The following is an 11,443-nucleotide window of genomic DNA, read 5'->3' on the forward strand; positions in this document are numbered from 1 at the left end:
TTTAAATTTAGGGCCAATTATTTGATAAAAAAACAACATATAGATATAAGAAATAATTCCAATTACGGCAAAAAGAAGTACCCATACTCCAAGTATGGGGTATTGAATAATATCTCTTCCCGCAACTAAAGCATGCCAAGTTGCCAATATAAGAACAACTCCCATAAACTTGTGACTTAAGTGCCAGATCTTGTATGGCAATTTTATTACAAGTGTAAAAAATAAAAGAACAAGCAATAAGTAAAAGGATAAAATACCATAAGTAAAGGCAATATTCAATCCAGGCACAAGGTACAAAGCAATGAAATCCCAATTGGGGAATATCCTAATAATTAAAAAAAGGGGGTGCATCAGTATCACGATTAAAGTGATCTGGCCAATCAGGTGATGGGCTTTGTATACCTTATCAAGACCGCCGAATATTGATTCTAATGAGTGTAATCTTAGTGATAAGAAAATTGTTAAGGAGAGGAGACAAATTCCAATTAATGCAGATGATTTAGCAATGAAAAGATATAACTCAAAAAATCCTCCGATTCTATTATAAAACCAAATTAAAAAAGTAATTAATCCAATGATAAACGCAATTCCAAGGCTTTTATAACCAAATTGAGTTCTATTGATTTTATCAAGTAATCCCAAAGGCAATATTTTTTTTATTTTGAATCTAGACTTCTTTTTATTCATGATAACACCTATAGAATTGCTATATTTTTTCTTAGGTAAGTTAATATAAAACTAACGTAAAACTAAGAGATTCTATAAAAATCCAAGCATTACTAATTTAAACAAAATTGATAGGATTTGACATATGCACTATCACATAATACTAACAACTAAATGCAATTCACAGTGCAAATACTGCTATGAGAAATCAATGAATGATTTTGATATAGATATTGAACAGAAAGTCGATCTTGATTTGTCCTCACCGGAATCTAGTAAAGTTAATGTAAAAGATCTAAAAAAATTTATTGGCAAAGATAAAAATCCCGTAATCATCTTTTATGGTGGGGAGCCCCTTCTTCAAATTAATAAAATCAAAGAAATAATGGACAATATTGATGTGCCTTATAGAATGCAGACTAATGGAAAGCTATTGGATAAAATTCAAAGAGAATACCTAAACAGACTTGACAAGATTTTAGTATCTATTGATGGCGACCAAAAGATTACAGACGATAATAGAGGTAAAGGGACATATAATCTAATACTAAAAAATATTTCACTAATAAAAGAAAATGGATATGCAGGAGAGATTGTTGCAAGAATGACTTTGAGCATGGAATCACCCGATATATACGAAAAAGTATTACATCTGATAAATATCGGATTTTCATCAATTCACTGGCAGATTGATGCTGGGTTTTATGCGTTTGACTACGATAAGGAAAAATTTAGCCTATTTGTAGAAGAATACAATATTTCAATTACAAAATTAATTGATTACTGGATAGAGTGTATGAAAAATAAAAAAGTATTGAAACTTTATCCATTTGTTGGAATAGTCAACAGTCTATTAAAAGATGAAAAAACTTCACTTAGATGTGGGGCTGGACATAGCGGTTATGCGATACGTACCGATGGAAAAATAATGGCGTGCCCAATTATGACTTGGATTAAAGATTTTGTCTCAGGAGATTTAGATTCTGATCCTAAAGATCTCGCACAATTTGGAATGTCTGAAAGATGCGCTAGTTGTGATATTAAAGATATCTGTGGCGGGAGATGCCTTTACTGGAACTATTTGAAATTATGGCCAGAGGAAGGGAATCAATTAATTTGTAAGACTATCGAACACCTAGTAAGTGAATTAAAAAATAGAATGCCTGAAATAAAGGATCTAATTAAAAATGGCCAAATAAATTATATTGACTTCGAATATGAAAAATATTTTGGTCCTGAAATAATACCATAATACTCCTTATTTTTTTAAAAAATTAAAAATAATTTTCCGAAAACTACTTAAATGCCATAATATAATAGTAGTTGGAGATTTTTATGGACATAGCAATTTTGTTAATACTTGGAGTTGTAGTTGTTATAGCACTTGTTCTTATAGGAATATTTGTTGGCATCTACAACAGATTTTTTGCATTGAAGAATTCTGCTGAAGCAACTTTGGGGCAGATAAGAGTTGCACTAAAAAAGCGTCTTGATATGATTGACCAGTTATTGGGAGCTGTCAAGAGTTATGCAAAGTTTGAGAAAGAAACTTTGGAGAATATAACAAAGTATCGTGCAAGCATTGGGAATGCTTCTCCCGAAGCAATAAGTGAAATTGACCGTCAAAGTGCAGGCATACTTGGAAGATTGATTGCTGTAGCAGAAAACTATCCAGACCTTAAGACTTCAACTACAGTGACCAATTTAATGGAATCTGTGAAGACTGTGGAAGATGAAATTGCAAGGCAGAGGTATACTTACAACAACATAGCCCAGCAATTCAACACCATGCTTGATACTATACCTTCAAACATTGTTGGAAGAATAATAGGGCTCATAAAACTTGAATACCTTAAATTTGAAGAGGCCATTGAAACAAGACCAAAAATTGAGTTTTAGAAGATGAAAATATGGCAGAGACAAAACAAATTACGGTATTAGTGCTAGTTACGCTATTGATAGGTGCAACAGCACTATTACTACTGCCTAAAGGCCCAATCATTTTTGAGGGTGACCTTGTAGTAGATAACTACGAGGTCACTTTTCTTTCAGATGGCACCCTAATTGAAAGGTATACTTACGATGTAAAGAATTCTGGCCAGTACAGGATGCTTTTTAGATATTGGGATGATTTTCTCTCGTTTGAAGAATATGGAAGGCCATATATCGAATTTGTGGGAGTAGAATACCCAACAGGAACTATTGGTTATGCTAAAGACTATAAAGGAGATGTAATAGTATACGGAGACCAATCATATAGCTACACGATAGAGTCTCTTGCATATACAAATGAAGTTGGCGCATACAATCCTTCCTATTACAACAAAGGCAAATATACCCTAGAATACAGATATATCCTACACCCCCCAATTCAATACGATAGTGAAGTAAGTCATTTGAATCTAAAGCTGCAGAGGGAACATATCCCAATAAAGAAATTCAAAATTACTTTACCCAAAGAATACATAGTAAAAGTCTACCCACACCCTCCAAATCTAAGTGTAACGGAAGATCAGTCTAATATTTTTATAACTGGATCATCCCCCGAAAATGAACTTCTGGAAGTTGAACTCTTACTAAAACCTGAATTTGTTAACGTGATAAATGGTTTTCCAGAAGAAATAAGTGGGGTTAGGCAGAAAACAGAAATGGCTAATCTACTATATACTGTACCTTATTATGCTGCAAAGACTCTTTATGTTATAACAAGCCTACTATTGGTATTGGTACCATTCATATTTTTGTATATATACTATAGGCATGGAAAAGAAAAGAGTTTTACAGTTCCAGAGTTTTTGAGCTTTGTACCCAATAATAAAATGAAGCCTTGGGTGGTCAATCTTCTGTTTAAAGGTGAGGCCAATACTTTTGATATGAATGCTTTCTACGCAACTCTTTTAGACCTTCATAAAAGGAATAAGATCGAAATTAAAGAAAAAGAGAATCCAAAATATATTACAATAAAACTCAAAGATAAAACTGACCTTGACCACTTCGAAACAAAAGTAATAGAATTCATTGAAAGAGTGGGAACTGACGGGATAGTTGATACTGAAAATATAAATTCTCTAGCCAAGAGTGCAAGAAGGAATGCTATGAACCAGATGACTATGCTTAGTTATCAGTCATCTCTAAATAGTATTACCAATGTCAAATCAACTGATAGAATGATTATCAAGAACTATATAGTTGAAGGTAGAACTAGGCCCCTCCCCGTATTACTTTTTGGAATACTATTTGCAGTAATTTCCATTATTATGCTGATATTCATACCTTTTGCAACTAATGCTTCAAGTTCGCTTATTGCTTCCGTAGTAATAGTAATACAGTCGATAATCGCAATGGCTTTTCCAACAACTTTGTTTGGCATATGGAAAAATGATAGTTATAAGGAAAAGCTCGAATGGGATGCTTTTACTAAGTTTTTATCTGACCTTGCATTGATGAGAAAATATTCTCCTGCAGATATTCTGATGTGGGGGGAGTGGCTCGTTTATGGAACTGCACTTGGAGTAGGAGATAAAGTTGAAGCTGCAATGAAAGCCTTGAATGTAAATATACAAGAAACAAATGTAGTGCCTTATCACGCCATAAATAGATCCTTTATTCCAATCTCTTCTTACACACCACCAAGTAGCGGTGGCGGAGGTAGTGGAGGATTTGGAGGAGGAGGCGGATTTGGTGGAGGCGGTGGCTTCGGCGGCGGCGGAGTTGGAGGCCGTTAAATCTATTAAAATTTAATTTTTTTTATAATTAAGAAAATTAGAATATATTTAATAAAATGAAATAATAACTATTTTAGCTGAATAGATCATCTATTCCATATTTAGCCCAGTCGATACTTCGTCCAAAGCCTTCGCCACTGCCCATTTTCTTTCTTCTTGCGTCTCTTTCAAATGGCTGTAGCTCTATATCTCCATCAGCTGCTCTTCCAGATATGAACGGTGATTTAACACCAGTCATGATGAGCATTACTCTCATGGAGTCTTTTAGACCTTCATCGACTCTAGCGCCCCATATAATCTTTGCTTCGGGATCCATAATTGAATTAACGATTTCACCAACTCTGTTGGCCTCGTTTAGGGTCATATTGCTACCCCCTGAAACATGGACTAGAGCGCCCTTTGCATTTTTGTAGTCAACATCGAGTAGTTTACAAGTCATAGCTTCGTGGACAGCCTCTTCGACTCTGTTCTTTGTATTTGATTCGCCGACTCCTATTACGGCAACTCCACCGTCTTGCATGATTGTCCTTACATCGGCGTAATCTAGATTAACAAGACTTGGTTGTGTTATAGTTTCTGTGATACCTTTAACCATTTCAGCAAGAACTTCGTCCGATACACTAAATGCATAATCAATTGGCATGTTAGGTACAAGTTGAAGTAATTTATTATTATCTAAGGTAATGACTGTATCCGCGTATCTTCTAAAAGCTTCAAGACCCTGGATAGCTTTTTCAAATCTGTGTGATCCTTCCATTCTAAACGGTAAGGTTACTACTCCTACAACTAAAGCTCCACATTCTTTAGCTACTTCTGCAACTACAGGAGCACTTCCCGTTCCTGTTCCGCCACCCATACCTGCAGAGACGAAAACTAAATTAGCGTCTTTAAAAAGATCTTTTAATTTATGTCTATCTTCTTGGGCTGCTTCCCAGCCAACACTGGGGTCTCCCCCTGCTCCAAGACCTTTTGTAAGTTCTTTTCCTATGACAAACTTTTTATCAGCTTGGATATTTTCTAAGTGTTGCCTATCTGTGTTCAAGGCAATTGTTTCTGCGCCCATGACGCCTCCAAGCATTGAAAGTCTATTTATGGTATTGTTACCCGCACCGCCACATCCAGCACATATAATCCTAGCGTGTCCAATGCCTTCTAATTCCGCTGCAGTTTCTTCAAAGTTATTAGTTTGAGTATATCTTGAAGCATTTTCCAAGATGCCTTTCATATAAAACCCCCAATTATATAAATTATTTTTTATTATTTACCTTATTTTTTCAGATATGCCCTCATTTCTAAGTGACCTAAACCCACCAAGTTCGTTCTTTAGCATGTCCCTGATTGCTGATCTTATGGCTTCACTCTTATTAGGGAAGTATCCATAATTAACCAACTCGTCCAACCCGTTCATATAGGCTTCTGGTATTTGTACTGATATGAGTTTCATTAATGTCCCTCTAGCATCTGTACAATATTTAGAAGATATATCTATATAAGAGTTTCGGTTATCCAGATAATTCTTATAACCTATTATTATATTATCTTGATATTTTTCTTGTATTATCATAATATCTCCATTATATTACTCAGATATTATTTGGACATTTTCCATTTATCATCTGGATACTTCAATAGTGGTATTGTAATATCGCTCACGAATTATCGTTATGGATAATCATTGTCTTTCATGTGGGTTATCCAGTAAATACTAATTTTGTTAACTACTATATATAGTTTTCGGTTAATAATGATAAACAATACTTCTTTTAGATTTCCATAAAGTATTACCAATTATAAACTTTATTAACAATGCACAACGATAATTTTTTAAGAATAGAAAAGATAGTACAATCATGTTACTGGTATTTGAATCCCAAATTGATGATCCTGAAGAGTTAATTCGTATATTAAAAAATAATGGGGCAGATGCTATTTTTGATGCAAGTAAAACTTTTGGGCCTAATCATATTTCTATGGCATTGTATCAAACAATTGAAGCATTTAAAAATAAATCAAACTTTGCGGAGGACTTTTCCCTTGAATATTTAATCAGATTATCTGGAGAAAAACAAATATCAAAAGCTTTAACTTTTGGAATAAAAAAAGGATTTAATCGAATAGGGATTATATCTGATGAGGAAAATAAAGACAAAATTATTCATATTTTAGGCCAGCCAGTTAAACCTGGTGAATATGATAAAGATTTCATAATAGAGTATTTTGAAATAAAAGATATCAATAATCAAATAGAAACTGAAAAGCAAATATTTGAAAAGATTGCATTGCTTAATACAAAAATATAGAATAATAAAAATTAATTATTATAACATTGATAATTAATTTAGTCAACAGTAGTAACTAATAATTTTAAGAATATTTAAACTAATATAACAAGATTTTTAAATTGTATTATCCAAGTGATAATGTGGCCATTGACCAGATACTTTCGATGTCTTTCAGATTAATTGATGAAATCTCAGTTATGGTTACAATTATAGCGGTATTGGTAAGCTCGATAAAGAATTTTAGATCAATTGTTGTTGACAAAGATTTCAATATAAAAAATCAAATTATAATGATACTACTATTTGGTACATTTTCTATTTATGCTAATTATGGCGGAATTAAACTATCTTCAGGCGCCATAGTTAACGTAAGAGATATTGGTCCTTTATTTGCGGGATTAGTCGGAGGGCCAGTTATAGGGCTTGGTGCAGGATTAATAGGTGGCATTAACAGATATTTTGCAGGTGGCTTTACTGCAGTTCCCTGTTCTATTGCCACTATTTCTGCAGGCTTAATAGGTGGAATAATATATTTGATTAATAAAAAAGAGTACGTAGGAACTTACAAAGCAGTTATTATTGCTATTCTTGTTCAAATGTATCACATGGGCATTACTTTGATTCTTGCAAAGCCATATTCACTTGCCTTGGAAACAGTAGAAACAGTTATTGTGCCAATGATAATTGGAAATGCGTTAGGCATAGGTATTTTTTCTCTTATAATTGGGGGTTTAATTCAAGATAAAAAGAAAATCAAAAAGCTTGAAGAAGACATAGAAATTATTACGGCAAAGGATGAGCAACTTATATAATATTTATTAAAACAGCGGGCCTGATGGGATTTGAACCCACGTTCTTCGGGTCCGAAGCCCGACGCCATATCCACTAGACCACAGGCCCCTAATAAAAAAATTGATATTGGGAACTTATAAATATATTCGAAATCCTTAAATATTTGATTAAAATAAGCAATATAGACTCTTTTAGGAGAGAAAAATAATGCCCAAAAGACGCAAAGTATCAAGGCCTTTTAAATACAAGCCGATTAGTGTAAAAGACCTTTTAGTGGAGATGAAAGATATCTCTGAACTGATGGTTGATTTAGCCTATTCTTCAATTCTTTTTAAAAATAAAGAAATTGCAGAGGACGTTACGGAACTTGAGAGTAGAATGGATGAACTAAATTACAGGATAAGGATAACGGCGATGCTTGCTGCAAGAACAGTTGACGATGCAGAAAGAATTTCTGCAGTTCTACAATTTGCTTCTGCTTCTGAAAAAATATCAAATGCTGCAGGAGATTTATCAAATATTATCTTAAGGGATATGAAGGTACATCCCATTGTCTACGAAGCTCTTGAAGATGCTGAAGAACAAATAGAAAAATTTGAAGTGACGCCTAAATCAAAACTGTCTCACATGACATTGAAAAAAGCTGAACTTGGATCTAAAATAGGTACCTACATCATCGCTGTTAAGAGAAAAGAGTCTATTAAATACAATCCTACAAAAGGATTTGTTATTAAAGAAGGGGATATACTTATCGCTAGAGGAAGTAATACGGGTCTTGAAATATTAAAGAGCATATGTAGTGGCATAAAAATAAAGTGGTGACATCATGGAAACAGATATGGCAGATATATTAACTCAAATGAAAAATTATTCTGAACTAATGGTTGCCCTATCGTATACTGCTCTTTTATACAATAACAAGTACATAGCAGAAGAAGTAATGGAACTTGAAGAAACTGTAGATAAATTAAACTATGAAATGGGTAAAAAAATACTGGAAAAAGCTTCTAAAGTAAATAATCCTGGTGATTTGTTAAGCTTATTACATATAACTGAAGCAACTGAAGCTATTGCCGATGCAGCTGCAGAAATAGCAGATATTGTTACTAGGGGAATTGATGCTCACCCAATTTTTAAAGAGGCTATGAAAGAAACTGACCAAATTATTGCTAGGGTAAAAATTTGTTCAGATTCGATTATTATAGACAAAACATTCCAAGAAATAAAATTACAAAGTAAAACGGGAATCTACATATTCTTAATAAAAAGGGGTAAAGACTACATCTATTCTCCGAAGAAATACTTCAAAGTTCAAGAAGGAGACATACTTTACGGAATTGGAATGGAGAGCGGTATTGAAAAATTGCAAGAGCTTGCTAACTGCAGGCCTCGGGCATAATTTTTACTCTTAATTTCCCTGTTAATCTCATGAATAAGACTGTCAAGCTACCAGCTACGACTAAATAAATCATTAGAATTTCTAAAGATATAGATCCTAAGATGAAATTGGCTGACTGGTAAAGGATAAACGAAAATACTGCAGTGAAAAATGTCAGTGCAAGTGTGCTCATTACTTCCTTTTTGTTTGTAGAGTAAGCTTCTAAGAATCTTCCAAACATTGCTATTGCAAAAGCTACATATATCAGCTCAATCCGCGATAGAATTGTTGCGATTACTAGAGGTATGCTCTGCCAAGTTGGAAACTGAAGAAGGTAGTAATAACTCTGCCATACTCCAAGAATCCCCAATAATACTGCAATAAGATAGAATACAAATCCAACTCTTTTTGGAGAAAACTCTCTTTTTAAGAAATTATCAATTCCAAATCCCTTGAAAAATAAGTAAATCCCTAGAACAAACAAAAATCCAAACCACCCCAGTTGTGGTTTACCTAACAAAAAGGCTGCGCCAAAAAGAAGAAAAATTAATCCTGGAGCTCCTATCATGAGCCCCGCAAGTTTTCTGTCTTCCATTACTTCCTTTATATACCTATGAAGGATGAAATAAGTTTCTTCAATTGTTTCACTTTGCTGTATCACTATCCTATCTATAGAAATTATTGGAACTTTTGATTGAAGAGTTGGTAGAATATTCTCATCTTCGCGACCATCTGTTACAAGGATTACTCCTTTAACTTTAATTTTTTTAAGCACTTGATCAAGTTGATCGGATAGAACTATATCTGATTTAACCCCAACATCAATATCTCCCGTTAGTGCTACAACTTCACAAGGAGTTTCTTCTTTTTTCAATTTACGAAAAACTTGTATTGCTCTAAAAAGAACATTTGTATCAGATTCTGTAGGGTCAGCTGTACCAAGTTCCATTGCGGCATTTAGGATATTTTTTTCTCCGATTAGCGGTCCTTTAATGCCTGTTTTTTCTCCAAGGTCATTATCCCTATCAACTGAAAGCACCAATATTTTTTTCTCAAACATCGGTCTCTACCATCTTCTTTTTGACAGATTCTATTTTATCTTGCATAGATGATTTCTTATCCAATCTATAATCAATCTTTATGTTAGTTATAATCCTTTCTATTCCCATTTCAAATATTAAATTATGTGAATAATCAATTAAATTAGATATTTCGGCCCATTCGCCTTCAATTATTGTGCCCATGGGAGTAAGCTGATATTTTAATCCACTTTTTTCGATGTTCGATATAACTTTAGCAATATATCGACTTAGTGACGTGCCAACTCCAATAGGAACAAAAGATATCTCTACTATCAAATATTTCCTCCAGCTTGAAGAATTTTTAATTCTTCTAAAGTGAGTTTTTCTCCATTTTTAAATTTTTCGAGTATATCCTCACTTTTCTTTGATAGTTCCTTTTTCTTTTCTTTTATCTTTTTCTCTTTTTCCTGTTTCTCAGTTTTTCTAGAATTAATCTCTAATCCCTTTACACTAGCCCTTAGTTCCCTGATTTTATCATAAATCTCATCGACTTGTTTTTTCTTTTCAATGTAATTCTTGTGTATATTATCGGCTTCTTTTTTGATATCCTCGGAGGTATTAAAATAATAAATCATACGCTCATGGTACTTTGTTGATTCATCAGATAATTCTAAAACTTTTTTGTGGTATTCCTCAGAATTCTTTTTTAAGGTATCCAAATCTTTTCTAGAAAAGCGAGCTTCTTTAGAAAGCTCTTCGTGAGTTTTTGACTCTTTGAGGTCCTTTTTTAAGTCTTTTATAATGTCAACAAGTTGTCTTTCTTTATCTAAAGAGAGAACTTCTGTTTCAAGTTTCCATTCAATGTTATCTATCTTCTTTTCAATCTCTGAAGAGGAAGTAATATCCTTGTTTTTAGTTGCTTCTTTAATTTTATTTAAAGATTCATAGATTTTTTTCAATTTGGAACTATTTTCTTCACGTAAAGCCTTGTATTTTTTAGTTTCCTCGTTAGCTTTATCTCTAAGATCTTTATTTTCTTTCCCTTTTTTTATTAGATCCGAAACTTGAGCGTTTTTTTCATCTCTTTTTTGCTTAAATGTTAAAAGTTCCTTCTTATAAATTTCCGCCTCAGATTCCAAAGCCTTCAATTCTTGTGAAATTTTGATAATTTCATCGTCTACTGAACCTTCCAAAGACATACCTCAACAGGTAAATAATAGTATCATTTATAATTATTTTGGTCATATCAGTTAAGAATATATATTTCCACCTATAATTAGGCTCATGTCTCTTATTTTCGGGGCGGGAAAAATCGGATATGCTGTTTCATTAGTCTTAAAAAAGAGAGGCAAGGACGTAGTTGTCATAGATAAGAATATGCAAGCTTTAAGCAGGGCAGAAAGGATTGGCTGCAAGACTTATCTTTTTGATTTTACAAAATCCTTTAATCTCATAGGCGTTAATATTTCAAAATTTAAAGAGATTATAATTACAACTTCCGATCATAAAGTGAATATTGAAGCTTTGAAAATATCAAGAGAATTAAATAAAGAAGCTTTAATAATAATTAACGCTCCG

General features: G+C 33.2%; 14 protein-coding genes and 1 tRNA gene. 8 read left to right on the forward strand and 7 right to left on the reverse strand.

Annotation, left to right across the window (positions count from 1 at the left end; translation table 11 throughout):
• Positions 1-687, reverse strand: a 687-nt coding sequence (locus tag HPY60_10220; GenBank protein ID NPV51552.1) for a hypothetical protein, incomplete at its 3' end; no start/stop codon positions are given.
• 124 nt (positions 688-811) lie between these two features.
• Between HPY60_10220 and HPY60_10225 the strand changes: the two genes are divergently transcribed.
• The 3 genes from HPY60_10225 to HPY60_10235 all read left to right on the forward strand — a co-directional run bounded on the left by HPY60_10225 (position 812) and on the right by HPY60_10235 (position 4,391).
• Positions 812-1,918 (forward strand): TIGR04084 family radical SAM/SPASM domain-containing protein, encoded by a 1,107-nt coding sequence (locus HPY60_10225; GenBank protein NPV51553.1) that lies wholly within the window; start codon positions 812-814, stop codon positions 1,916-1,918.
• Between the two features lie 83 nt (positions 1,919-2,001).
• The gene (locus HPY60_10230) at positions 2,002-2,565 is read left to right on the forward strand and encodes a LemA family protein (protein NPV51554.1); all 564 of its coding nucleotides are present in this window, start codon (positions 2,002-2,004) and stop codon (positions 2,563-2,565) included.
• Positions 2,566-2,576: 11 nt separating this feature from the next.
• Positions 2,577-4,391, forward strand: a complete 1,815-nt coding sequence (locus HPY60_10235) for a DUF2207 domain-containing protein (protein NPV51555.1) — start codon at positions 2,577-2,579, stop codon at positions 4,389-4,391.
• A 73-nt stretch (positions 4,392-4,464) separates the two neighbouring features.
• On the opposite strand, the gene ftsZ is transcribed toward HPY60_10235, so the two are convergent.
• Entirely contained in the window at positions 4,465-5,616 is a 1,152-nt protein-coding gene (gene ftsZ, locus HPY60_10240) for a cell division protein FtsZ (protein ID NPV51556.1), read from the reverse strand.
• Between the two features lie 36 nt (positions 5,617-5,652).
• A complete protein-coding gene (locus tag HPY60_10245) occupies positions 5,653-5,835 on the reverse strand; it encodes a type II toxin-antitoxin system ParD family antitoxin (protein NPV51557.1) in 183 nt (60 codons plus the stop codon).
• 406 nt (positions 5,836-6,241) lie between these two features.
• Here HPY60_10245 and HPY60_10250 point away from each other — a divergent pair, with 406 nt between their 5' ends.
• Together HPY60_10250 and HPY60_10255 are read left to right on the forward strand one after the other, a co-directional pair.
• Positions 6,242-6,691 carry a hypothetical protein gene (locus tag HPY60_10250; protein NPV51558.1) on the forward strand — a complete coding sequence of 150 codons (450 nt, stop codon included), beginning with the start codon at positions 6,242-6,244 and terminating at the stop codon, positions 6,689-6,691.
• A 122-nt stretch (positions 6,692-6,813) separates the two neighbouring features.
• Entirely contained in the window at positions 6,814-7,485 is a 672-nt protein-coding gene (locus tag HPY60_10255; GenBank protein NPV51559.1) for a hypothetical protein, read from the forward strand.
• 15 nt (positions 7,486-7,500) lie between these two features.
• Here HPY60_10255 and HPY60_10260 read toward each other — a convergent pair.
• Positions 7,501-7,573: transfer RNA gene (locus HPY60_10260), tRNA-Arg, on the reverse strand.
• Positions 7,574-7,672: 99 nt separating this feature from the next.
• On the opposite strand from HPY60_10260, the gene HPY60_10265 reads away from it, so the two are divergent.
• A complete protein-coding gene (locus HPY60_10265) occupies positions 7,673-8,287 on the forward strand; it encodes a potassium channel protein (protein ID NPV51560.1) in 615 nt (204 codons plus the stop codon).
• A gap of 4 nt (positions 8,288-8,291) precedes the next feature.
• A complete protein-coding gene (locus HPY60_10270; protein NPV51561.1) occupies positions 8,292-8,864 on the forward strand; it encodes a DUF47 family protein in 573 nt (190 codons plus the stop codon).
• Here HPY60_10270 and HPY60_10275 read toward each other — a convergent pair.
• From HPY60_10275 to HPY60_10285, 3 genes are read right to left on the reverse strand one after another with little or no spacing between them, the layout of a single operon-like run.
• Positions 8,842-9,903 (reverse strand): DUF373 family protein, encoded by a 1,062-nt coding sequence (locus HPY60_10275; GenBank protein ID NPV51562.1) that lies wholly within the window; start codon positions 9,901-9,903, stop codon positions 8,842-8,844. The two genes, HPY60_10270 and HPY60_10275, sit on opposite strands and share 23 nt — an antisense overlap.
• Positions 9,896-10,201 (reverse strand): MTH1187 family thiamine-binding protein, encoded by a 306-nt coding sequence (locus HPY60_10280; GenBank protein ID NPV51563.1) that lies wholly within the window; start codon positions 10,199-10,201, stop codon positions 9,896-9,898. The genes HPY60_10275 and HPY60_10280 overlap by 8 nt, the downstream gene beginning before the upstream one ends.
• Positions 10,198-11,058 (reverse strand): hypothetical protein, encoded by an 861-nt coding sequence (locus tag HPY60_10285; GenBank protein ID NPV51564.1) that lies wholly within the window; start codon positions 11,056-11,058, stop codon positions 10,198-10,200. Before HPY60_10285 ends, HPY60_10280 begins: the two co-directional genes overlap by 4 nt.
• Before the next feature lie 91 nt (positions 11,059-11,149).
• Between HPY60_10285 and HPY60_10290 the strand changes: the two genes are divergently transcribed.
• On the forward strand, positions 11,150-11,443 hold a 294-nt coding region (locus tag HPY60_10290), incomplete at its 3' end, for an NAD-binding protein (GenBank protein ID NPV51565.1).

The organism is Methanofastidiosum sp., from assembly GCA_013178285.1.
In the GTDB taxonomy this organism is placed as follows: Archaea; Methanobacteriota_B; Thermococci; order Methanofastidiosales; family Methanofastidiosaceae; genus Methanofastidiosum.

Excerpts from the sequence above, each read along its gene's own strand:
- HPY60_10225 (NPV51553.1), top strand. The coding sequence starts at position 812 with ATGCACTATCACATAATACTAACAACTAAATGCAATTCACAGTGCAAA.
- HPY60_10230 (NPV51554.1), top strand. The coding sequence starts at position 2,002 with ATGGACATAGCAATTTTGTTAATACTTGGAGTTGTAGTTGTTATAGCA.
- HPY60_10235 (NPV51555.1), top strand. The coding sequence starts at position 2,577 with ATGGCAGAGACAAAACAAATTACGGTATTAGTGCTAGTTACGCTATTG.
- ftsZ (NPV51556.1), bottom strand. The coding sequence starts at position 5,616 with ATGAAAGGCATCTTGGAAAATGCTTCAAGATATACTCAAACTAATAAC.
- HPY60_10245 (NPV51557.1), bottom strand. The coding sequence starts at position 5,835 with ATGAAACTCATATCAGTACAAATACCAGAAGCCTATATGAACGGGTTG.
- HPY60_10250 (NPV51558.1), top strand. The coding sequence starts at position 6,242 with ATGTTACTGGTATTTGAATCCCAAATTGATGATCCTGAAGAGTTAATT.
- HPY60_10265 (NPV51560.1), top strand. The coding sequence starts at position 7,673 with ATGCCCAAAAGACGCAAAGTATCAAGGCCTTTTAAATACAAGCCGATT.
- HPY60_10270 (NPV51561.1), top strand. The coding sequence starts at position 8,292 with ATGGAAACAGATATGGCAGATATATTAACTCAAATGAAAAATTATTCT.
- HPY60_10275 (NPV51562.1), bottom strand. The coding sequence starts at position 9,903 with ATGTTTGAGAAAAAAATATTGGTGCTTTCAGTTGATAGGGATAATGAC.